The sequence below is a fragment of the Mycobacterium sp. NGS57 genome, assembly GCF_059812405.1.
Genome location: NZ_JCALCP010000003.1, coordinates 414,206 through 435,478, shown reverse-complemented (window position 1 = coordinate 435,478; position 21,273 = coordinate 414,206). Strand labels below are relative to the sequence as shown.

The following is a 21,273-nucleotide window of genomic DNA, read 5'->3' as shown; positions in this document are numbered from 1 at the left end:
CATGTCGGCGCTGACGGGTATCCGCGTCGTCGAGCTCGCCGAGACAGTCGCGGGGGAGTACTGCGGGAAGCTGCTGGCCGATTTCGGCGCCGAGGTGATCAAGGTCGAGGCGCCGGAACGCGGCAGCCCCACCCGCGCGATGGCGCCGGTGCTCGCCGACGGGCCCGACGGCAGCGCGCTGTTCGCCTACCTGAACACCAACAAGCGTTCCGTCGTGCTCGACGCCGGACGCCTGGATGCGCTGATCGGATCGGCCGACGCGGTCATCGAGGATCACGCGTCGGGCCGGGCCGAGCGGCATCCGCGCGTGGTGTTCTGCTCGATCACCCCGTTCGGCAACGAGGCGCCCGTCGAGTTCGCGAATGCCAAGAGCGCCAACGTGTTCCATGCCAGCGGCTGGGGCTATCACACCCCCAGCCACGCCGATCCCGCCCGGCCGCCGCTGCAGGGGCCGGGGCGTTTCCTGGTCGACTACGAGGCGGGGCTGGACGCGGCGCTGTGTGTCGTGGCGGCGCTGTTCGGGCGCCTGCACACCGGCCGGGGCGAGTCGATCGACGTGTCGTCGCATGCCGTGCTGGTCTCGCGCGCCGACTGCATCCTGGGCCGATTCATCACCGGTGAGGTCGCCGCGGGGGGCCACCGCGGCGACTACGACCAGGCCGGCCCGGCCGCGTTCTTCGCCTGCGCCGACGGGTTCGTCTACCTGTACATGACCAGCCGCGCGCATTGGCTCGGCGTGAAAGAACTGATGGGCCGGCCCGAATGGCTGGACGCGTTCGACGACGACTGGCTGGAGTTCTCCGTCACCGCCGAGAAGGTCGCCGCGTTCCGGCGGGGGTTCGCGGAGTGGGTCGCCGATCTCGCCAGGGTGGCCGCGGCGGACCGGGCGCAGCGCCTGGGAGTGCCGCTGGTCCCGGTCAACGATGCCGCGGACCTGCACCGCTCGCCGCAGTACCGCCACCGCGGCTTCTTTCAGGCCGTCAGCCACCCCGTGCTCGGCGACGCGCCGTACCCGACGGTGCCGTACGCGCTGAGCGCGTCGCCGGCCCGAATCACCTCCGCCGCACCGGCGCTGGGCCAGCACACCGCGTCGGTCCTGGACGGGCTGGGCGTGGCCCGCACCCCGCCTGCGCTCAGGGCGCCGCAACTCAAGGTTTGCCGTGAGCGCCGCGGGGGCCCGCTGCAAGGGGTGCGCGTCGTCGAGCTCACCAAGGTGTGGGCCGGCCCCTACGCGGGCAAGCTGCTGGCGCTGCTGGGCGCCGAGGTGATCAAGGTCGAGACTGCCGCCGCCCCCGAGGAGATGCGGGCCTACGGCGGCACCGACATCAACCACGCCCCTTACTTCCTGAGCATCAACCCCGAGATCCGCAGCGTCGACCTGGACATCAAGTCCGAGGACGGGATGGCCCGGCTGCGCGAGCTGATCGCCCGCAGCGACGTCGTCATCAACAACCTGCGCCCGGGCGCGATGGAGCGCCAGGGACTGGGCTACGAGCAGCTCCAGGCCATCAAGCCGGACATCATTTCCGTGTCGATCAAGATGTGGGGCAACGACGGGCCGCTGGGTCACCAAACCGGCTACGCCCCATGCTTCGCCGCCCTGGCCGGGCTCGCGTCCCTGGTCGGATACCCGGGCGGCCCGCCGCTGGGGACGAGCATGCGCTACGGCGACTCCACCGTCGGCGCGGCGGCCGCATACGCCGCCCTCGTCGCCCTGCTGCATCGGGAACTCAGCGGCGCGGGGCAATTCGTCGACGTCTCGGCCGTCGAGACGCTTTCCTCGATGATCGGGGACTGCCTGCTGGAACAAAGCCTCACCGGAAACCGCCTGGGCCCCAACGGCAACCACCATCCCGACCTGTGCCCCCACGGCTGTTACCCATGCCGCGACGAGGCCTGGATCGCCGTGGCCGTCGCCGACGATGCCGAATGGCGTGCGCTGTGCTCGGTGTTGGGTGCCGATGGGCTGGCGGGCGACACGCGGTACGCCACTCTGGAGGCACGGCGCCGTCGCGCCGACGCCGTGGATGCCGAGCTCGCACGGTACACCCGCGACCACGATGCCGAGCGGCTCGCGCACTGCCTGCGGAGGGCGGGTGTGCCGGCGACCAAGTGCGCCACCGCGATCGACGTGATCGGGGACCAACGGTTGTGGGACCGCGAGTTGTATCGCTTCGTCAGCGATCACCGCGAGGGTCAGCGCCCGGTCCTGGGGGCGTCGTGGCGGATGGCACGTTCGCCGGCGCGGATCGAGCGCGGCGCACCGGATTTGGGGGAGGACAACGAGTACGTGCTGCGTGAGATCCTGGGGGTCAGATCATGACGGCGACACTCGTCGGCACCGCGGCGCTGGTGACCGGCGCCAGCAGCGGCATCGGGGCGGCCACGGCGAAGGCACTGGCCACCGAGGGCGCGGCGGTGGCCTTGCTGGCCCGCCGCGCCGATCGACTGGCTGAGGTGAAAGCCGAGATCGAATCCGCGGGCGGCACAGCGGTAGTCGTGGCCGCAGACGTGACCGATGCCGGGGACGTTTCGACCGCGGTACAGCGCGCGGTCGCCGAGTTGGGGCGGCTCGACACGGTGGTGAACAACGCCGGGGTGATGCACTCCGGACCCGCGGCCGAGGCTCGCCTGCAGGATTGGGAAGACATGGTCGCCGTCAATGTGCAGGGCGTCCTTTACGTCACCCGCGCGGCGCTGCCGCATTTGATCGATGCGGCCACCAGTTCGCCGCGCGGCGTCGCCGATCTGGTCACCATCGGTTCCACCGGCGGTTGGGTCGCCCGCGCCAACACCGCGGTCTACTCGCTCACCAAATTCGGGGTGAATGCGTTCAGCGAGGGCGTCCGGCAGGAGGTGCTGGGCAAGCGGGTGCGCGTCGGGGTGGTGAGTCCGGGAACGGTGGATACCGAGATCTTCGGCCACTTGGCCGCACCGTCACGCGAGGCGGTGGAGCGCCAGACCGCCGGCATGGTGAAGCTGCGCCCGGAGGACGTCGCCGACGCGGTGCACTACATGGTGACCCGCGACCGGCGGGTCGCGGTCAACCACATGCTGGTGCGCGCGGCCGAGCAGACGTGGTGAACTCTCGCTGGGCGATCGGCGATCACCACGGACTGCCGTTTCCCGCCGATCCCGCCGCGCTGCTCGACGGCGGTGAGTCGTTTCTCACCAACGCGTTTCGCGCCTTCGGTGCTCTGGATGGCGCCGTTGCCCGGGTCGGTGCCTACCGAGAGGCGCCCGGGGGCAGCACCGGACGCAAGCTCGTGCTGTCCGTCGAATACTCGGGGTCCCGGCCAGGCCTGCCGACCGAGTTGTTCGTCAAGTTCTCGCGCGATTTCGACGATCCCGTGCGCGATCGCGGCAAGACCCAGATGGAGCCGGAGGTCCGGTTTGCCACGCTGTCCCGGGTGCCCGGATTTCCCATCGCGGTGCCCGCCGTGCTGTTCGCCGACTACGACCGCCGGACCGGAACGGGAATCCTGATCACCGAGCGAATCCCCTTCGGCACCAACGGGGTAGAGCACCAATATCACAAGTGCCTCGACTACGACATGCCCGATCCCGTCGGGCACTACCGCGCGCTGGTGACCGCGCTGGCCCGCCTCGCCGGCACCTACGGACGCCTGTCGGGGCAGCTGGCCGCGCACTTTCCGCTGGACGTGCGGGCCGCGACCGTGGGGGAGCGGGCGCCGGTGGGCGCCGGCAAATTGGACCGCCGCGTGGACCAGCTGGCCGCGTTCGTCCAGGCCCATCCCGGGCTGCTGCCCGGCGATGTGCGCTCGCCGTCGTTCCTGGCGCGGTTTCGCGACGACGTGCCGCGGGTCGCGCTTCATGAGCACGCCGTCGTCAGCGGGCTGGCCGCCGATTCGGACTACGTCGCGCTGTGCCACTGGAACGCCAACATCGACAACGCGTGGTTCTGGCGCGACGACGACGGCGTTCTGCGCTGCGGCCTGCTGGACTGGGGCTGCGTCGGCCAGATGAACATGGGCATGGCCATCTGGGGAGCGATGTCGGGCGCCGAAACCTCGATGTGGGACGAGCATTTCGACGAGCTGCTGGTTCTCTTTGTCGCGGAGGTGCGGCGCTGCGGCGGTCCGCGGCTGCATCCGGACCGGTTGCGCCGGCACACGGTGCTGTACGCGGCGGTGATGGGCGTCGCCTGGCTGCTCGACGTGCCCGCGCTGATGCACAAGCGATTCGGGGCTTCAGTCCCGGGCAGCCGCACGGACCCGCGCATCCGGGACGACGAGAGCGTGCGCGCGCCGCTGCAGATGCTGTCGAACCTGTTGAGCCTGTGGCAGCGTCACCGCGTGGGCGAGTTGTTCGACGAAGCGCTGGCCGAACGGAACTCGGGCCACAGCTTCCTTCATCTCTAGTTCGATGGAACCGTACGCCGGGCTGCTGCGTCTAACGGCGGGTGCGTGCGGCCGCGCGAAATTGCCTGTGTCACTTTGGTTTCAGTGGTCACATTGCCGGATTTGTTGTCGGTGGGTGTCCCTAGGGTTGCGGGTATGGGTTCGACCACACGCGAGCAAGTCTCGGAGGACTTCGCTGCGCTGCGCACGGCGGTGTCGCGCATTGTCGACCATTCCTATGACGCCTTGACCACACCCGAGCGGCTGGCGTTGTTGGAAAGCCTCGAACAACAGACGCGCCGGCTGCGCACCCCCCAGCACGCGTTGATCAACCAGCTCGGCGCGCAGGCCGGCGAGGCAGAGCTGGGTGGGACGCTGCGCCGGGCGCTGGCCGACCGGCTAAGGATCACCAAGGGCGAGGCCGCCCGGCGCATCGAGGAGGCCGCCGACCTCGGTGTGCGCCGCGCCCTGACCGGCGAGGTGTTGGCACCGCAACTGACCGCAACCGCGGCCGCCCAGCGCGACGGGCTCATCGGCGACGGCCACGTGAAGGTGATCCGCGCGTTTTTCGATCACCTGCCCGTCGAGGTGGAGGTGTCTATCCGGGAGGCCGCCGACAAAGACCTGGCCCGCAAAGCGTGTGGCTATCGCCCCGATGAGTTGGCCAAATACGCCCAGCGGATCATGGACTGGATCAACCCCGACGGCGCATTCAAAGAACACGAGCGCGCCCGCCGCCGCGGCATCGTGTTCGGCAAACAGGAATACGACGGCATGTCGCGCATCAGCGGCCTGGTCACCCAGGAGTTGCGGGCGGCGATCGAGGCCATGTTGGCCAAGCTGGCCGCTCCCGGGGCGTGCAACCCCGAGGACGAAACCCCCGTCGTCGACGACATCCCCGATGAGGCCGCGGTGCGTCGCGATCACCGCAGCGCCCCGCAACGCAACCACGATGCATTCGTGGCCGCGCTGCGCGCGCTGTTCGCCTCCGGGAAGCTGGGGTCTCACAACGGACTACCGGTGACAATCGTGGCGCTGACCACCCTCGCCGAGTTGGAGGCCGCCGCGGGCAAGGCTTTGACTGCTGGGGGCAGCTTGGTGCCGATGTCGGATGTGATCCGCTGGGCCGGCCACGCCCACCATTACCTGGCGATTTTCGACAAGGGGAAGGCGCTGGCGCTGTATCACACCAAACGCCTCGCGTCCCCGCCCCAGCGGATTGTGCTCTACGCCAAGGATCGCGGCTGCACGCGGCCGGGTTGTGACGCCCCGGCCTATCACAGCCAGGTCCACCACATCAACGGCTGGCAGGCCACCCGGCGCACCCACATCGACGAACTCACCCTGGCCTGCGGCCCCGACAACCGCCTGGCCGAACAAGGCTGGACCACCCGCACCAACGCCCACGGCCACACCGAATGGATCCCACCACCGCATCTCGATCACGGACAGCCGAGAACGAACTCGTTCCACCACCCCGAACGCTTCGTTGACGACGACGGAGACGACCCCTAGCTGGGCGACACTTGGCCCTCCGCGAGGCCGGACTCCTGAAGCTTCGCGAGGAGCGACTGCGCCCGCGCGGCGAGTTCCCCCAACTCGGCGGCGATTGCTGCCACCGCGCCATCCTGGGGCGGCTGCACCCCCGACGACGGCTTCGGCCTCTCGCGGTTGGCTACCCTGACGCGCTCGCCACCGCGACCCGGAGAGGCGGCGCTGCCGACGGCGCCACCGGCCAGGCCGGCCAGTCCCATGCCGCTGAACAAATTGGCGGCACCACCGATTTCGGGAGCGGCCTCGGCGCCGATCATCGGCAGTGCGTATGCGACGGTGCGGACCGCCGGAGCCGCCGACACCCAACCCGAGGGCACCGATAACCCGCCGACCGAGGCACCCCGGCCCATGCCCGCGGCCACCATTTGCGCCGACCCGGTCGACGGCTCACCGACACCGCCCGCGCCGCCGCTAATCCATTGCGGCAGCATGGCGGCACCCGGCCCGTCTCCGGTGAACGGCCCCTCGCCCTTGGCGAAATCGCGGTCGGCGTTGATGCGCAACGCGCGTACCGTCGTCGTCGCCGACACCGACGACGCGGACCCGCTGAATATCGACGCCGGAGCGGCGATCCCGGCCGCGACCGTGTCGACGCCCGCCACCGGTATCGCCAGCGCGGTCAGGATCGTCCCCAGACTGGGCAGCGCGGCCGCCGCTGGCGCCAACGCGGTCGTCAGCGGCGTCGTCGTCGCGGCCGACGATGCGAGCCCCTGCAGCGCCTGCGGCAGCATCGACATCAGCTGCGGGCCGTTCGACATGATCGCGGCGGCTTGGGCCCCCGCCCCCGCCGGGTTGGTCGTGGGTGGCGGCAAAGCGAACGGCGTCAATGCCGACGCGGCCGCCGACGAGCCGGCGTAGCTGTACATCGCGGTGGCGTCCTGGGCCCACATCTCGGCGTACTGGGCTTCGGCGGCCGCGATCGCGGGAGTGTTCTGCCCGAAGATGTTCGTCGCGACCAGCGTTAGCAACAGGCTGCGGTTGGCGGCGATCACGGCGGGCGGCACCGTCATCGCGAAGGCCGCCTCATAGGCGGCCGCGGCCGCGCCGGCCTGGGTGGCGGCCTGCTCGGCCTGCGCGGCGGTCGCGGTCATCCACGCCGCGTAGGGCGCGGCCGCCGCGGCCATCGACGCCGACGCGGGTCCCAGCCATGGCCCGCTGCTGAGCCCGCGCACCACCGACCGGTAAGAGCCTGCGGTGGAATGCAATTGGGCGGCGAGTCCATCCCAGGCCGCTGCGGCCGCGAGCATCGGGCCCGACCCCGAGCCGGCATACATCCGACCGGAGTTGATCTCCGGCGGCAATATCGCGAAATCCATTGCAACACCTCGCCACTAGCCGATGGCCACGACGTTGGCGGCTTCCGTGGCCGTATACGACGCGGCACTGGCTCCCAGCGTGCTGACGAACAGTTGATGAACCGCCTCCGCCTGGGCGCCGACCGCCTGGTACATCTGCGCGTGGACGGCGAATTGTGCGGCGGTCAGCGCCGAAACCTCGTCGGCCGCGGCCGGAACCACCCCCGTCGTCGGGGCCGCCGCCGCCGAATTCTGCGCGGCCATCGCGGCACCGATGCTTTCCAGGTCGGCGGCAGCCGCCGTCAGGATTTCCGGCTGTGCGGTCACAAATGACATCAGATTTCCTTTCCACGGGGGTTGACAATTTCGGCAGCACAGAGGAATTCGCGTGAGATGAGAGATAAGCGGGTCATCGCCGATCACCTGCCTCGCACCGTCAGCTCAAGCACGGGTAGAAGCCATCAGCCAGGTGCGGCGGTTACGGCGAGCTTCATCGCCTATCCGCGATGTTAACGTCGGCTCAATCGCGAGCGCAACGCCTACCGGTTCAGAACCTGCGGGCCGTCATCGGCGACGTGCACGGTGTCACGACGGAACACCGCCCCGACGCCCTCCTGCCACACGTAGCCGGTGATCGCCAGCACCATCCCGGCGTCCAAGCAGTCGTCCGCGGCGCACAGCGCCTCCGACACGACCGGCGGATCGAAACCCAGCCCCACCCCGTGTGCGACGGGCACGGGCGGCAGCGGCTCGCCGGCCGCCTCGTAGGCCGCGAGCAGCCCGACAATGGGCGCGCCGGGACGGCACGCCGCGATCAGCTTGTCGTGCAACGCATCCGAGCGCCCGAACAAAGCGCGCGCCGTCCCGCCGCCCGCCACCCACGTCCGGCCCACCTCGCCGACATAGCCGTCGGCCAGGGCGCCGGCGGCCACAGCGACGAGATCGCCGGCCTGCACGGAACGATGCGCCCGCCGCCACGGGTGTTCCCGCGACGTCACCCAGGCGACATCCTGGGTGGCCGGCGTGCTGACCCCGCCGGCGGCCATGGCCTGCAGCGCCGCCCCGGTCAGCGTCCGCTCAGAAACCCCGGGCCGCAATTCCGCGACGGCGGCGGCCAGCCCCTGTTCGGCGACGCGCAGCGCCGGGCCCATCGCCGCGATTTCGTCGGGCGTCTTGATGCGCCGCGCCGCGCACATCGCCGCCTCGCCGTCGACGAGCTCGGCGTCGGGAAAGGCCTCGGGCAGCAACGCCGCGAAAGTCGGTGTGATGGCGTCGGTTCCGACCCGCCGGGCCGTCGCCGCGCCGTCGATTTTCTTCAGCACGCCGACCAGGGTCATCGGATTCCAGGCCAGCCCGTAGAGCCGATCGCGCCCGATCTCCTCCGGGACGCCCTCGTCGTCGGTGCTGTTGAGATAGATGTCGCCGGTGGCGCGCACGACCACGCACACCGGGCCGAAGGCGCGCGTCCCGGCGATCCACAACTGCGGGGCGCCGGTGACGTAGCGGACGTTGGCCTGGCGGCCCAGCACCAGGACGTCCAGGTCGTGCGCGTCCATCTGCGCCAGGGCCCGCTCCCGGCGCCCCGTCCGCAACCGGAGGGCGTCGGGCGCGACCTCAGTCGCCATACGGGGCATAGGGGTAGTCGGTGATCGGCGTGTAGCCGTCTTCGGTGATCACCACGATCTCCTCACTGCGGTAGCCGCCCGTGCCGTCCTCCCACACCACCGGTTCGAGCACCAGCACCATGCCGGGCGGGAAGACGAAGTTGTCGTCGAACTCCTCGCCGAGATCCGTTCCGATCATGGGGGCTTCGGCCGGGTAGGTGCCGATCCCATGCCCCAGGTAGAAGTGCGGCAGCCACGGCTTGCGGCCGCCGTTGGCGGCGATCGCCGCGCGGGCGAGGTCCCCGGACGTGACGCCCGCCTTGGTCACGGCGAGCACGTCGTCCAGGATGGCCCGCCATCGGTGGAATTGATCCCGTTGCCGCGCCGAGGGTTCGGCGCCGACCAGCCAGGTTCGCCCGAAGTCCGAGCAGTATCCCGCATAGCTGATGCTGATGTCGGTCCACAGCACCTCGCCGGTCCGAAGTTCGCGGGCCGTGGGCAGCAGCGGCAACGCGAGATCGCCGTGGGTGGTCCACACCCCGGCCTCCCGCGAGGCCGGCATCACCTGCCAGATGGCCTCGAGCATGTTGGTGGTGGCGCCCAGTTCGAACGCGCGCCGCACCAGCTGCGCCGACAGGTCGATCTGCCGTACCCCGGGCGCCAGCGCCTGCTGCACGCCGGCCATGGCCTTTTCGGTGATGCGGGTGGCCTGGCGCAGGCAGGCAAGCTCGTCGCGCGTCTTGACCAATTGCGCGGCGCCGAGCACGATCGCCGCGTCGGACGGCCGGCCCGACGGGAACAGGGTGGCCGCCGAGCGCCGCATCGCGCCGGTGAGCTCGTCCACGGCCACGGCCGCGTCCGGCGGGATCAGGCCGGACAGCGTGCGGGCGAAATCGGCTACGCCCTGGTCGAATTCGAGGTATACGGGGCCGTGCAGGTGGTCGGCGGGCACCGGCGGATCGGGCGGTTCCAGGAAGGACCCGGTGCGATGCGGCATGAACAGGTGGGGGTGCTCGTCGTCGGCCAGGACGACGGCCACCGGGCGCTCCACGTGCGACAGGCCCGCGTCGAGCAGCGGCCAGCTGGCGCCGATCGCATACCCGACGTAGCCGTTCATCAGCAGGACGAGCGCGTCGACGCCGTGCTCGGCCATGGCCGCGCGAAGCCGTGTCCCGGTCTCGGCCCGCATCCGCGAAAAGTCCGGCTCGTCGGGGATGTCAGCCATCCTCAAGGCCCAGGAACCTTTTGATGTTGCCGCCGACGACGCGCACGGCGTCCTCGGGGCCGACGGCGTCGACCACCGCGGCCAGCGAGCGCTCCGAGTAGCCGAAAGTGCTTTCGTTGTGCGGATAGTCGGACGACCACATCACCCTGTCGATGCCGATCTCGTCGATCTGGCCCAGCCCAAGGCCGTCGACCATGAACGAGGCGCACATGTGGGTGTCCCAGTAGTAGCGGATGTCGCGCTCGGGGTGGCGTTTGAGCATGTGCCGATACGAGGCCAGCACGTGCTCGGCGTCCTGCAGGGTCGGTGGGACCCAGGCGATTCCGCCCTCGAACCAGCCGACGCGCAGCCCGGGATGCCGATCCAGGATGCCGCCGAAGACGTACTTGGAGAACATCTCGCGGAACGAGTCGATGTTGACCATCATGGCGACCGCCACGCTGTTGACCTCGCTGGGGCACTTGGGCTGGCTTTCGCCGATGTGGTGGGTGACCGGCAGCCCGGCCTCCTCGATCTCGTCCCACACCGCGCCCATCGCCGCGCTGGAGAAGTCGATGACGTGACCGTTGTCGTCGTTGCCCGGGTTCAGCGGCATCAGGAACGTCTTGAGCCCCAGCGCTTTGAGCTCCGCCAGCGTGCGCCGGGTGCCGCGCGGGTCCCACCAGTTGACCAGGCCCACGCCGTAGCAGTGGCCGCCGGAGCGCTCCTGCACGGCGGCGATGTGCTCGTTGTAGATGCGCAGAATCCGTTCGCGCAGCTCCTTGTCGGGATAGTGGAACAACGCCAGCACCGCGTTGGGGAACACCAGTTCCTTGTCGACGCCGTCCTCGGCGAGCTCGCGGATGCGCCCGTCGACGTTGTTGGTGGCCGCGCCGGGCAGGTCGTCGTACTGCATGAGCACCGCGCTGAAATCGCCGACCACCATGGATTGTCCGGGGCGGCCCAGCAGGTAGGCGCCGTCCTCGTACCAGATCCGCGGCGCGTGCTCCTTGAGGTCGTCGGGGAACTGCTCGTAGAAGATGTCGTCGGCGACCGAGATGTGGTTGTCGGCGGAGAAGACCTCGGTGCCGGCGGGCAGCCCGGTCGCCGATTGCGCGGCGTGGCCGCGGCGGTGTCTGGGCGCGCCGATGACGCCCTCGGGGTACACGGTTCGACGTGACATCAACGCCCCCTCAATCCGGGTACGTGACGCCGGTGAGCTCTTCGGACAGCTGCCACAGCCGCGCCAGCTCGGCCTCGCTGCGCGCCATTCGCGGAACCCCGGCGAAAGTGACTCCGCCCCCGACAGTTTCGTAGAAGCCGCGCGGGCTGTAATACGTGCCGCCGTGGGCGTCCGGCGATGCCGCCGCATACAGCGACGGCTTGATGCCCTCGTCGACGTCGAGCCACATGAACGGCAGCAGCTTCCAGGTCAGCTGGGTGAGCCGGTTCTGCAGCGTCGGCCGGTCGCGGCCGTAGGAGGCCCCGCTGAGCAAGTTCGTCTTGGCGAGCCCGGGATGGGCCGCGTTCGACATCACCCCCCAGCCGCCCAGCCGGCTGCGCCGGTCCAGTTCGAACGCGAACATCAGCTGTGCCAGCTTGGCCAGCCCGTAGGAACGCATGGGCTTGTAGTCCTGTGCGTTGGGATCCGTGTACTCGAGATTTCGCTGGGCCGCGGCGAGGCTGCTGACCGTCACCACCCGTGCGGAAGCGGCCGCGCGCAGCAGCGGCAGCAGGTGCCCGGTCAGCGCGAAGTGTCCCAGATGGTTTGTGCCGAACTGCAATTCGAAGCCGTCGCGGGTTTCCTGGCGCTGCGGCGGGGTCATGACGCCGGCGTTGTTGATCAGGATGTCGATCGGGCGGCCTTCGGCGGTGAGCTCCTCACCCAGCGCCGCAACGCTTTTCAGCGACGACAGGTCCAGGTGCCGGATGGCCAGCTTGGCCGACGGCGCCTGCCGCCGGATCTTGGCGATGGCGGCTTCGCCCTTGGTCCGGCACCGGATCGCCATGACGACGTCGGCGCCGGCGGCGGCCAGCTTCGTCGCCAGGCCGAGCCCAAGGCCGCTGTTGGCCCCCGTGACGACCGCGAACCTGCCGGAGAGATCCGCTACTTGCAGGCTCAGGTCCGGCTTCACCATGTCACGGGGAGCTCGTAGACGCCGTAGGCCAGCGTGTCGTGTTTGAACGGCAACTCGTCGAGCGGAACCGCCAGCCGCAGCGTCGGGATCCGGCGCAGCAGGGTGGGCAGGACGATCTGTAATTCCATGCGCGCCAACTGCTGACCGACGCATTGATGCCGGCCGTAGCCGAACCCGACGTGCGCGCCCTCGTCGCGGAGCAGGTCAAGGCGGTCCGGGCCGGGGAATTGGCGGGGATCCCAGTTTGCCGGGGCGACGTCGAGGATGATGCCCTCGCCGGCGCGGATCGTCTCGCCGCCGACCTCGATGTCCTCGACCGCGATCCGTCGCTGCCCGGTCTGGATGATGCTCAGATACCGCATCAGCTCCTCGACCGCGGCGGCGATCACCTTGGGGTCGTCGGCCTCGCACAGCAGCGCCCGCTGGTCGGGGTGTTCGAGCAGGGCGGCGATGCTCAGGCTGATCATGTTGGCGGTGGTCTCGTGGCCGGCGATCAGCACGCCGAGGGCCAGCTGCGTGGCCTCGCGCACGCTGAGCTCCTCGGCGTTGACCCGCTCGGCCAGGTCGGACACCAAATCCTCTGAGGGGCTTTCCATCCGGGCCCGGACCAGCTTCGCGATGTATTTCGCCAGCGATGCGGCGCCCTGGGCGGTGTCCTCCTCGGTCGCATACCGCCCCGTGCCGCGCTGCGCGTTTTCCTGGAAGAAGTCCGCGTCCTCGTAGGGAACGCCCAGCAACTCGCTGATGACGAGCGACGGGACCGGCAGCGCCACGGTGCTGACGACGTCGCCGGGGTTGGGGCCGGCCAGCAGGGCCTCGATGCGATCGTCGACGATCTTCTGCACCGCGGGGCGCAGCCCCTCGACCCGCCTGAAGGTGAACGGTTTCGACAGCATCCGGCGGAAGCGGGTGTGCTCCTCGGCGTCGGAGGTGAACACCGAGCGCGGCCGCTTGTCCACCGTCGCCAGCATGCCCTCGTTCCAGTGCGGGTATCCCGGCAGCCGGTCGTCGACGCTGGTCCGCGAGTCGGTGAACAGGGCCCGGATCGCGTCATAGCCGTGGATCAGCCAGGGCGTGCTGCCGTCCCAGATCCGCACCCTGCTCAGCTGCCGGGTTGCGTTGAGCGCCAACGATTCCGGTGGGGGAGCGAAGGGGCAGCCGGGCGCCCGCGTCATCGGAAACTCGGGGATGTCGGTGGTGGTCGAGACGTCGGTCATCGTGCTCCTCGGTTGCCTGCGTGATCCGGATGCTCAGTCGCCTGCCGCGCGCACGTGCACCGGCGCGCGCCAGAGCCCGACGATGGCGTCGATCAGCCCCTCGCCGGCGACGGGCCAGCTGGAGCGTGACCGCGGCCCGTGCTCGGCCAGCGCGCCCTCGTGCTCGGCGCAGGTGTGCATGAGCAGGTTGCGCACCATCACCATTCGCTCGACCCGCACCCGGTTGGGCAGGTCGGGTAGGCAGCGGTTGATGCCGTCGATGGTCTGGACCAGCCGCGGCGATGCGAGCGCGTCCTTGGTGACGACGTGGCGATAGGTGGGGTCGGCCATCGCCTGGGCGGCGAATCGCGCGTACCAGCTGGGGGTGCCCAGCGCGGTGAGGTGGTCGGTGAGCGGGCGCACCAGCGTGCCGACCCAGTCGCGCAGCTCGGTCGAGTCGCCGGCGTCGGCCAGCATCTGCGCGCGCAGCTGTTCGATCGGCTCGCGGTGCTTGCCTTCGATCGCCCGCAGCAGGTCGGTCCTCGTCCCGAAGTGGTAGCAGGCCGCGGCGTTGTTGCCCTGCCCGGCGGCCTCGCTGATCTGCCGGTTGGACACGGCGTACATGCCGCGCTCGGCGAACAACACCTCCGCGGCCGACAGCAGCGCCTCCCGGGTGCCCGTCGACCTGTCGGAGCGGGCCATGCGCTCGGCGGTCACCGACCCAGTGAACACCGCGGGACGAGTTAAATCAAGCAGTTTATTTAGTGTTGCGGCAGCGCGAAAACGGTCTCGGCCAGCATCCGCCGGCACCAGGCCCGGTAGGCGTCCGGGCTCCACCCGTCGCGGTGAGTGAACCGCAGATAGGTCTCGACGCTGCACAGCACCGCGCTGGTCTCGACGAGTTCCTCGAACGGGACGTCGTCGCGCAGCCAGCCGCGGTCGCGATGCACCTCGAGGACGCGACGGGTCTGCCCGGTGATCCCGGCAATGAACTCGCTCAGGTATCGATCCAACTCGGGGTCGGATGCGGCGCCGCCGAACAGCGCGGACGCCAGTCGCGCCGTCCGCCGGTGCACGTCCGTCACGGTCGCGACGATGAAGTCGAGCGCCGCGCCGGGGTCCTCGATGGCGATCAGGTCGCGCCCGATGTCCAGGTTCAGGATGTTCTGCTCGCCGCTCACGCCCACCCCGACGTATTCGCTGGCGGCGATCAGCAGGGCCGCCTTGGACCCCTGGCCCTGGACCGTCTCGGCCGAAACCCCCGCCGCGGCCGCGATTTTCGGCATCGTGGTGCGCGCGTAGCCCTCGGCGGCGAACAGCTCCGCCGCGGCGGCGATCACCCGCGCCCGGGTCTGCTCCGCCTGCTGCCGGCGCAGGTCGGACCGGTAGGTTCGGGTCCTCATATTGACTCCGGTCGCACGGTAATGAATACTACCATCACCAAGCCAACGGCCAGCCCCGGGAGGGCGCCATGTCATCGCTGATCATCGCGAGCATCCCCGCCCACGGCCACGTCACGCCGTTGCTCGCGGTCGCGGAGAACTTCGTCAAACGCGGCGACGACGTGCGCTTCATCACCGGCTCGGCGTTCGCCGACAAGGTCACCGCCACCGGGGCGACCTTCCTGCCGCTGGCCGCCGAGGCGGACTTCGACCAAGACGTGCTCGCGGCGTTTCCCGAACGCGCGAAGTTGAAGGGCGTCAAGGCGGTCGCGTTCGACATCGAAAACATCTTTGCGCGTCCCGCCAAGGCGCAGTACGAGACGCTCGTCGCCGCGCTCGCGGCGCAGCCCGCCGATGCCGTGCTCGCCGAGCCGGTGTTCTTCGGCGCCGCGTTCCTGCTCGCGCATCCACGTCCGACGCGCCCGGCGGTCGTCCAATGCTCGGTTGTCCCGCTGCCCGTCGACAGCCGCGACACCGCGCCCTACGGCATGGGACTGCGGCCGTCGCGCGTGCTCAACCGCGAGCGCAACGCCGCCCTGGCCGCGGTGAGCCGTCGGCTGACCCGGCGGGCCTACGACCTCGTCGACCACCTGCACCGCGAGGTGCACGGCACGGCCATGCCCGGCACCATGCCCGACTGGGGCCGCCGCGCCGACGCGCTCGTGCAGTTCAGCGTGCCCTCGTTCGAGTACGTGCGGTCCGACGCGCCGCCGAACCTGCGTTACGTCGGGCCGATATCGGCGACCGGCGCGCAGGCCCCGCTGCCGCAGTGGTGGCCCGATCTGGACGGGACCCGGCCCGTCGTCCACGTCACGCAGGGCACGGTCGCCAACGTCGACTACGAGCAGGTGATCGCGCCGACGCTGCGCGCGCTGGCCGGCGACGACGTCCTCGTCGTGGTCGCGACGGGCGGCCGGCCGCTGGACACGCTGCCGCCGTTGCCGCCGAACGTGCGTGCGGCCGGGTACCTGCCGTATGACGAATTGCTGCCCCGCACTGCGGTTTACGTGACCAACGGCGGCTACGGCGGCGTCCACTGCGCGTTGCGCCACGGGGTGCCGATCGTGGCCACCGGCGGCAAGGAGGACAAGCCCGAGGTCGGCGCCCGGGTCGCGTGGTCGGGCGTGGGCCGGCGGATCAGGACCGAACGACCGACGCCGCGCGCGCTGCGCCGCGACATCCTCGCCGTGCTGAACGAGCCGCGCTATAGCCAGGCCGCCCGCCGCATTGCGGCCGACATGGCCGCGGCGCCCGGCTTCGCCGGATTGGCCGGCATCGTCGACTCAGCCTGCCGCGGCGAGCTGATCGGTGATGTGAGCCAATAGATCCCGGGCCGCCCCGGCGGGTGGAATGCGTCCGCCGACCCAGATCGCGCGAAGCTTGCGGCGCAGGTTCAACTCGGGAACCGCGACCACGCGCAGCCGCCCGATCGCCAGGTCGTCGGCGACCGCCAGCCGGCTCATCACGGCGGGTCCCGCGCCGGCGTCGACGGCGGCGCGCACCGCGGCGGCGGAGGACAATTCGAGGACCGGGCGCGCCTGCGCCGCCGACTCGCCCAGCGCCTGGCGCAGCGCGGCGGTCAGCGAATCACGCGTCCCCGATCCCGGCTCGCGCGTCACCAGCGGGGTTTGGCTCAATTCCGCTGCCGTAACCGGCCGCTGGCGCTGCGCCCATCTGTGGTCGGCGGGCACGACCAGGACGAGGTCGTCGTGTCCGACCACGCGGCTGCGTAAACCCTTTGGCAGGTAAGGGGTCTCGATGAAGCCGAGGTCGGCCTTGCCGGCGCGCACGGCCGCGATCGCCCGATCGCTGTTGGTGGCGGTCATGATCACCTCGGGGGCGGTAACGCCCAGCCGGGCCGCCGAGACCTGTAGCGACACCAGCCAGCGGGGCATCAGTTGTTCGGCGATCGTCAGGCTGGCGACCACTTTGACGCGCTTGCGCCTTTCCGATCGCAGTGAGGCTAACCCGGCGTCCACGTGGCGGGCGACGTCGAGCAGTCGGTCCGCCCATTCCGCGACGACGACTCCGGCGGGTGTCAGCCGCGAACCGCGCGGGGTCCGGACGACGAGCGCGACGCCGGTCTGGGCCTCGATCGATGCCAGCCGCGCCGACACGGCCTGCTGGCTCAGCCCGAATTCCCTGCTCGCGGCGCCGATGCTGCCGGTCCGGGCGATCGCCAGGAAGATTTCGAACGCCGACAACTCGGGCAGGCGAGCGCTGAGCGGCATGACCATCCTTCCCCGGCCGGCATACAAGGCAGCCTTGTGGGCCGACAGTCCGCATGCAGACCACCACAAGGAAAACTTGTGAGCTGACAAAATCTACCCTCTGGTGGCGGCCCGCGAAAGGAGGAACGATTGTCGACATCGCCAGGCAAACGGAAAGCGGTGACAATGAGCGTTATGACGCCCGCCACGGCAACGTGGGAGAAGCGCGACGACATGATCGTGCGCGCAGAACTGCCGTACAACGCCGAACCGCCGCCCGCGGTGCTCGCCGGCGGCGCCATCACGCCGATCGACGCGTTCTACGCCCGCAATCACGGCGACTTCCCCGACATCGCGCCGCAGCGGTGGCGGCTGAGCGTCGACGGGCTGGTCGCGCGGCCGCTCACCCTGACCTATGAGCGGCTGACCACCGGGTTCGACCAGCACGAGGTGGTGGCGACGCTCGCGTGCGCCGGCAATCGGCGGGCCGAGCTGCTGCGGGTGCGGTCCATACCGGGAAAGGAGCCGTGGGCGCACGGCGCGATCTCGACCGCGAAATGGCGGGGCGTGCGGCTGGCGGACGTCCTCGCGGCCGCGGGCGCGGATCTCGACCCCGATGATGCCGGGCTGCACGTCGCCTTCCAGGCCTGTGACGTCGCCGAGGAAGCCCGGCCCGCCCAGCCGTACGGTGGCTCGATCCCGCTGGGCAAGGCGGTCTCCCGGGAGGTGCTGCTGGCGTGGCAGATGAACGACCGGCCCCTGCCGCGCGTCCACGGCGGCCCGGTGCGGGTGGTGGTGCCGGGGTACATCGGCGCGCGCAGCGTCAAGTGGGTCACCGGCATCACGGTGCAGTCCGGCCCGTCGGCCAACTACTTCCAGGCCCACGACTACCGCATCCTGCCCGCGGACGCCGACGCCGACACCGCCGCCGCGGGCGAGGGCATCCCGCTGTCGTCGTTGGCCATCAACTGCGACATCCTGGATCCCACCGACGGCGACCGGGTGCCGCGCGGCCCGTTGACGATCCGCGGCTACGGGATCGCCGGCGGCGGCCGCAGCGTTGAGCGCATCGACGTGTCCCTCGACGACGGGCTCAGCTGGCGGCAGGCCGAGCTGCACCCCGCGCCCAGCGAATGGTCATGGCGCCCATGGTCGCTGACCGTCGACGCCGAGCCGGGGCCGCTGCGGATCACCGCCCGCGCCTGGGACGACACCGGGGCCACCCAGCCGGAATCGGCTGCATCCCTGTGGAACCCGCGCGGGTATGGCAACAACGCGTGGGCCGGCGTCGCAGTGCGCGTGCGTTAGCCGCCCAGTCCCTTCTTGACGGCGTCCAGTTGCTTCTGGGCCACGTCCGTGACGAAGTCCTCCGGCGGCAGCGACTCGGCGGGACCGTCGAATTCCAGCGTGACGAACGCCCGGCCCTGGGTGAACAGCACGATTTCGACGCCCTTGGCGCCGTCCGGCGACTTTCCGGACAGCGTCGTTCCGCCGGTGCCGACGTTGAACGGACGCGTCTCGGCGTTCTTGACCGCATTGCCCTGGTTGCCCTTTGCGGCGTTCAGCGCGTTCGTGGCGGCGGCGGGGTCGGCGAGGACCTGAATGGTGTCCTTGATCTGGTGGCTGTTGTCGTCGGTGCTGAATGTGATCGCGGCGCCCGGTTGCCCGTTCGGGTTGTTCGTCACCGGGCCGCCGGTGAACTGGATCGGCGCGTCGATGTCCGACGCCTTGATCAGCAGGCCGGCGTAATCGCGGGGCTGCGCCGACGTCGGCGCCGCAGTGCTCGTCGCCGAGGTGGCCGCCCCCGATTTGGACGTCGACGTCGGAGTCGTCGACTGCTTGCCGCCGCAACCCGCCACCGACACGGCCAGGGCCACCGTGAGCCCCGCCGCCGCAACGCCCGCGACCATGCCCGCGTTCATGCCCGCGTTCAATGTCCGGGAAACCCTCATCGCATCGCGCTCCTTCCGGGCCGCTGCGGGCGACACCGTCGACTCGTTTTCCGAATCGCACAGTACCTCCCCGTTGGCCGCAGAGGGTCCGGTTGGGGGTCCGGCTACTGCAGTTGATCGCGCAGGCCGCGCAGGGTGTTGGCCAGGATGCGGGACACCTGCATCTGCGAGACGCCGATCCGCTCGGCGATCTGGCTCTGGGTCATCGACTCGAAGAAGCGCATGTGGAGCACCTGCCGCTCGCGCTGGGGGAGCGCGCTCAGTAGGACGCGCACCGCTTCGCGGTTGGTGATGTGCTCGATCTCCGGATCGGCGCCGCCGACCGCGTCGGCCACCAGCCGCGGCTTGCCCGAGCCGTCGGCGCTCAGCGGTGCGTCCAGGGAGTCCAGCCGGTAGGCGTCGCCCGCGACGAGGCATTCGATGATTTCCTCGCGCGGGACCTCCAGCACCTGGGCCAGCTCGCCGGCGGTCGGCGCGCGCCCCAGCCGCTGTGCCAAATCGCTTGTGGTACGGCTGATTTGGACGTGCAGCTCGCGCAGCCGGCGCGGCACTCGCATGCCCCAGCTGTAGTCGCGGAAGTAACGCCTGACCTCACCCATCATGGTGGGAACCGCGAACCCGATGAAGCTGGGACCCTTGTCGGGATCGAATCGGTTGATGGCGTTCATCAGCCCCAGACGGGCGACCTGGACAAGGTCCTCGAGACTTTCCCCGCGCCGGGCGAAGTGGCTGGCCACATGGTCGGCCAGGGGAAGACAGCGGGACACGATGTCGTCACGCTGGCGGGCGTAGGCGCAGGATCCGGCCGGCAGCCGGTGCAGCGCGACGAACATCTCGACAACGTCGTCGTAGGAGTCGTCCGTCTGAGTGCGTGGCGGCCGGGCGGGTCGGGATGGTGTAGCTACGCCGGTCATCGGGCGAATCGGGTTTTCCGGTTCCAACACGTTCTGAAAAGATGTGCGCGCGAACAGGTTTGCATCATTGGCCCACTTTCTGGGTCATGTGCAGCAACGGCACCGCAGCTACGTTGCACAGTGGCCTCCGCCGCACCCGTATCCGCCGGACGCGTGTCTAACCCGCGCACACAAAGGTGGGGTGGGTGACTGTGCTTGATATCGCCGAAGCCACTCCGAGTCCCAGCCGGTGCGGCTGGTTGACCGCTTTGAGCTAAACGGCGACGCGTCCTCAACGGACGTCATCAGCGACTATACGCGCGATCGCGGTGACCGGCGATGGCGCGAACTCGCAGCCGCCCCACAGCGCAGCGCCGAAGTTCGCTGGTCGCCGAGGCGGTGGTCCGTCGCCGCTGGCCAGCTAGATACCGCCCTTCGCTGCGCCGGTAGCCGACCGATCTCAGCGATATCTCAGGATCGGGTACTGTTCGGCTCATGTTGGTGAGCCAGAAGGTCACGCGCACAAGGTGTTCCAAAGCCGGTTCCGATGCCTAGCCCGCAGCCGCTGGAGGGCCGCGGCGTGGTGGTGTCCGGCGGCAGTCGCGGCATCGGGCGCGCGGTCGCCGAACTGATGTGTGCGCTGGGGGCGGGCGTGGTCGTCAACGGGCGCGATGCCGACGCGGTGGCGGACACCGTCGCGGCGATCACGGCCTCGGGCGGGCGGGCCGTCCCGGTCGTCGGCGCCGCGGACGAGGAGCGCGTGGCCGGGGCGCTCGTCGAGGAATGCGTGAGCGAGTTCGGGCGGCTCGACGGCCTGGTCAATTGCGCCGGGATCGCCGAACCACCCGGCTCCTCGATCCTCAACATCTCGCCGGACGAATTCGACCGCCTGATCGGCGCGCACCTGGGTACCGCGTTTCACACCTGCCGCGCCGCCGCCCGCGTGATGGCCGCGCAGGGGCACGGGTCGATCGTCAACACCGGGTCCGCGGCCTTCCTGGGCGACTACGGCGGCACCGGCTACCCCGCGGGCAAGGGTGCGGTCAACGGGCTGACGATGGCGATCGCCGCGGAGCTGAAGGCCCACGGCGTGCGGGCCAACGTGGTGTGCCCCGGCGCGCGGACGCGGCTGTCCACCGGGGCCCGGTACGAAAGCCACATCGAGAACCTGCACCGCCGCGGGTTGCTCGACGAGCTGACGATGCGGGCCTCCCTGGATGCCGCCCCCGCCGCGTTCGTGGCGCCGCTCTACGCCTACCTGGTCGGCGACGTGTCGCGCGACGTCACGGGTCAAATCTTCGTGGCGGCAGGTGGATTCGTCGGCCGCTACGACCGGCCGGCGCCGCGCGTGCTGGGATACCGCGACCACCACGACGCCGAGCCCTGGACGGTCGAGGATTTGCACGCGATGATCGGCTGACCGC

The 21,273-nt window shown here is 70.2% G+C and carries 19 protein-coding genes and 1 riboswitch; of the genes, 7 read left to right on the top strand and 12 right to left on the bottom strand.

Annotated features, from left to right (window positions below; translation table 11 throughout):
- The first annotated feature begins 1 nt into the window (after position 1).
- The 4 genes from AC5Y43_RS08445 to AC5Y43_RS08430 all read left to right on the top strand — a co-directional run bounded on the left by AC5Y43_RS08445 (position 2) and on the right by AC5Y43_RS08430 (position 5,876).
- Positions 2–2,323, top strand: a complete 2,322-nt coding sequence (locus AC5Y43_RS08445; protein ID WP_499971350.1) for a CaiB/BaiF CoA transferase family protein — start codon at positions 2–4, stop codon at positions 2,321–2,323.
- Positions 2,320–3,084 carry an SDR family NAD(P)-dependent oxidoreductase gene (locus AC5Y43_RS08440; RefSeq protein WP_499971348.1) on the top strand — a complete coding sequence of 255 codons (765 nt, stop codon included), beginning with the start codon at positions 2,320–2,322 and terminating at the stop codon, positions 3,082–3,084. The genes AC5Y43_RS08445 and AC5Y43_RS08440 overlap by 4 nt, the downstream gene beginning before the upstream one ends.
- On the top strand, positions 3,081–4,382 hold the full coding sequence (locus AC5Y43_RS08435; RefSeq protein WP_499971345.1) for a hypothetical protein: 1,302 nt from the start codon (positions 3,081–3,083) through the stop codon (positions 4,380–4,382). Before AC5Y43_RS08440 ends, AC5Y43_RS08435 begins: the two co-directional genes overlap by 4 nt.
- A 135-nt stretch (positions 4,383–4,517) precedes the next feature.
- Positions 4,518–5,876 (top strand): HNH endonuclease signature motif containing protein, encoded by a 1,359-nt coding sequence (locus AC5Y43_RS08430; RefSeq protein WP_499971343.1) that lies wholly within the window; start codon positions 4,518–4,520, stop codon positions 5,874–5,876.
- Here the strand turns inward: AC5Y43_RS08430 and AC5Y43_RS08425 are convergent.
- The 9 genes from AC5Y43_RS08425 to AC5Y43_RS08385 form a co-directional block, all read right to left on the bottom strand.
- The gene (locus AC5Y43_RS08425) at positions 5,873–7,231 is read right to left on the bottom strand and encodes a PPE family protein (protein ID WP_499971339.1); all 1,359 of its coding nucleotides are present in this window, start codon (positions 7,229–7,231) and stop codon (positions 5,873–5,875) included. The genes AC5Y43_RS08430 and AC5Y43_RS08425 overlap by 4 nt on opposite strands.
- 15 nt (positions 7,232–7,246) lie before the next feature.
- A complete protein-coding gene (locus tag AC5Y43_RS08420) occupies positions 7,247–7,546 on the bottom strand; it encodes a PE family protein (RefSeq protein ID WP_499971337.1) in 300 nt (99 codons plus the stop codon).
- Positions 7,547–7,655: 109 nt separating this feature from the next.
- Positions 7,656–7,717, bottom strand: a riboswitch (Fluoride riboswitch).
- 32 nt (positions 7,718–7,749) lie between these two features.
- Positions 7,750–8,835 carry a M24 family metallopeptidase gene (locus AC5Y43_RS08415; RefSeq protein WP_499971335.1) on the bottom strand — a complete coding sequence of 362 codons (1,086 nt, stop codon included), beginning with the start codon at positions 8,833–8,835 and terminating at the stop codon, positions 7,750–7,752.
- Entirely contained in the window at positions 8,825–10,039 is a 1,215-nt protein-coding gene (locus tag AC5Y43_RS08410) for a M24 family metallopeptidase (protein WP_499971332.1), read from the bottom strand. Before AC5Y43_RS08410 ends, AC5Y43_RS08415 begins: the two co-directional genes overlap by 11 nt.
- Positions 10,032–11,201: an amidohydrolase family protein gene (locus AC5Y43_RS08405; protein WP_499971330.1), complete on the bottom strand. Its 1,170-nt coding sequence runs from the start codon at positions 11,199–11,201 to the stop codon at positions 10,032–10,034. Before AC5Y43_RS08405 ends, AC5Y43_RS08410 begins: the two co-directional genes overlap by 8 nt.
- Positions 11,202–11,211: 10 nt before the next feature.
- Positions 11,212–12,156, bottom strand: a complete 945-nt coding sequence (locus tag AC5Y43_RS08400) for an SDR family oxidoreductase (RefSeq protein ID WP_499971328.1) — start codon at positions 12,154–12,156, stop codon at positions 11,212–11,214.
- Complete coding sequence (locus tag AC5Y43_RS08395) at positions 12,150–13,373, bottom strand: cytochrome P450 (protein ID WP_499971326.1); 1,224 nt, start codon at positions 13,371–13,373, stop codon at positions 12,150–12,152. Before AC5Y43_RS08395 ends, AC5Y43_RS08400 begins: the two co-directional genes overlap by 7 nt.
- A gap of 33 nt (positions 13,374–13,406) precedes the next feature.
- Positions 13,407–14,084 carry a TetR/AcrR family transcriptional regulator gene (locus tag AC5Y43_RS08390; RefSeq protein ID WP_499971324.1) on the bottom strand — a complete coding sequence of 226 codons (678 nt, stop codon included), beginning with the start codon at positions 14,082–14,084 and terminating at the stop codon, positions 13,407–13,409.
- Between the two features lie 29 nt (positions 14,085–14,113).
- Positions 14,114–14,755, bottom strand: coding sequence for a TetR/AcrR family transcriptional regulator (locus AC5Y43_RS08385; RefSeq protein WP_499971322.1), 642 nt, complete (start codon positions 14,753–14,755; stop codon positions 14,114–14,116).
- 68 nt (positions 14,756–14,823) lie between these two features.
- On the opposite strand from AC5Y43_RS08385, the gene AC5Y43_RS08380 reads away from it, so the two are divergent.
- Positions 14,824–16,119: a glycosyltransferase gene (locus AC5Y43_RS08380; protein WP_499971320.1), complete on the top strand. Its 1,296-nt coding sequence runs from the start codon at positions 14,824–14,826 to the stop codon at positions 16,117–16,119.
- Here AC5Y43_RS08380 and AC5Y43_RS08375 read toward each other — a convergent pair.
- The gene (locus AC5Y43_RS08375) at positions 16,078–17,025 is read right to left on the bottom strand and encodes a LysR family transcriptional regulator (RefSeq protein WP_499971318.1); all 948 of its coding nucleotides are present in this window, start codon (positions 17,023–17,025) and stop codon (positions 16,078–16,080) included. The genes AC5Y43_RS08380 and AC5Y43_RS08375 overlap by 42 nt on opposite strands.
- 174 nt (positions 17,026–17,199) lie before the next feature.
- On the opposite strand from AC5Y43_RS08375, the gene AC5Y43_RS08370 reads away from it, so the two are divergent.
- Positions 17,200–18,312: a sulfite oxidase gene (locus tag AC5Y43_RS08370; protein ID WP_499971316.1), complete on the top strand. Its 1,113-nt coding sequence runs from the start codon at positions 17,200–17,202 to the stop codon at positions 18,310–18,312.
- On the opposite strand, the gene AC5Y43_RS08365 is transcribed toward AC5Y43_RS08370, so the two are convergent.
- Both AC5Y43_RS08365 and AC5Y43_RS08360 read right to left on the bottom strand, forming a co-directional pair.
- Positions 18,309–18,914, bottom strand: coding sequence for a hypothetical protein (locus AC5Y43_RS08365; protein WP_499971556.1), 606 nt, complete (start codon positions 18,912–18,914; stop codon positions 18,309–18,311). The genes AC5Y43_RS08370 and AC5Y43_RS08365 overlap by 4 nt on opposite strands.
- Before the next feature lie 146 nt (positions 18,915–19,060).
- Positions 19,061–19,870: a SigB/SigF/SigG family RNA polymerase sigma factor gene (locus AC5Y43_RS08360; protein WP_499971314.1), complete on the bottom strand. Its 810-nt coding sequence runs from the start codon at positions 19,868–19,870 to the stop codon at positions 19,061–19,063.
- A 526-nt stretch (positions 19,871–20,396) separates the two neighbouring features.
- Here AC5Y43_RS08360 and AC5Y43_RS08355 point away from each other — a divergent pair.
- Positions 20,397–21,269 (top strand): SDR family NAD(P)-dependent oxidoreductase, encoded by an 873-nt coding sequence (locus AC5Y43_RS08355; RefSeq protein ID WP_499971312.1) that lies wholly within the window; start codon positions 20,397–20,399, stop codon positions 21,267–21,269.
- The last annotated feature ends 4 nt before the right edge of the window (positions 21,270–21,273 follow it).

Coding starts and splice junctions, on each gene's coding strand:
- AC5Y43_RS08425 (WP_499971339.1), bottom strand. CDS start 7,231: ATGGATTTCGCGATATTGCCGCCGGAGATCAACTCCGGTCGGATGTAT.
- AC5Y43_RS08360 (WP_499971314.1), bottom strand. CDS start 19,870: ATGACCGGCGTAGCTACACCATCCCGACCCGCCCGGCCGCCACGCACT.
- AC5Y43_RS08410 (WP_499971332.1), bottom strand. CDS start 10,039: ATGGCTGACATCCCCGACGAGCCGGACTTTTCGCGGATGCGGGCCGAG.
- AC5Y43_RS08395 (WP_499971326.1), bottom strand. CDS start 13,373: ATGACCGACGTCTCGACCACCACCGACATCCCCGAGTTTCCGATGACG.
- AC5Y43_RS08405 (WP_499971330.1), bottom strand. CDS start 11,201: ATGTCACGTCGAACCGTGTACCCCGAGGGCGTCATCGGCGCGCCCAGA.
- AC5Y43_RS08415 (WP_499971335.1), bottom strand. CDS start 8,835: ATGGCGACTGAGGTCGCGCCCGACGCCCTCCGGTTGCGGACGGGGCGC.
- AC5Y43_RS08375 (WP_499971318.1), bottom strand. CDS start 17,025: ATGCCGCTCAGCGCTCGCCTGCCCGAGTTGTCGGCGTTCGAAATCTTC.
- AC5Y43_RS08400 (WP_499971328.1), bottom strand. CDS start 12,156: ATGGTGAAGCCGGACCTGAGCCTGCAAGTAGCGGATCTCTCCGGCAGG.
- AC5Y43_RS08440 (WP_499971348.1), top strand. CDS start 2,320: ATGACGGCGACACTCGTCGGCACCGCGGCGCTGGTGACCGGCGCCAGC.
- AC5Y43_RS08385 (WP_499971322.1), bottom strand. CDS start 14,755: ATGAGGACCCGAACCTACCGGTCCGACCTGCGCCGGCAGCAGGCGGAG.
- AC5Y43_RS08445 (WP_499971350.1), top strand. CDS start 2: ATGTCGGCGCTGACGGGTATCCGCGTCGTCGAGCTCGCCGAGACAGTC.
- AC5Y43_RS08365 (WP_499971556.1), bottom strand. CDS start 18,914: ATGGTCGCGGGCGTTGCGGCGGCGGGGCTCACGGTGGCCCTGGCCGTG.
- AC5Y43_RS08420 (WP_499971337.1), bottom strand. CDS start 7,546: ATGTCATTTGTGACCGCACAGCCGGAAATCCTGACGGCGGCTGCCGCC.
- AC5Y43_RS08430 (WP_499971343.1), top strand. CDS start 4,518: ATGGGTTCGACCACACGCGAGCAAGTCTCGGAGGACTTCGCTGCGCTG.
- AC5Y43_RS08370 (WP_499971316.1), top strand. CDS start 17,200: ATGACGCCCGCCACGGCAACGTGGGAGAAGCGCGACGACATGATCGTG.
- AC5Y43_RS08355 (WP_499971312.1), top strand. CDS start 20,397: ATGCCTAGCCCGCAGCCGCTGGAGGGCCGCGGCGTGGTGGTGTCCGGC.
- AC5Y43_RS08380 (WP_499971320.1), top strand. CDS start 14,824: ATGTCATCGCTGATCATCGCGAGCATCCCCGCCCACGGCCACGTCACG.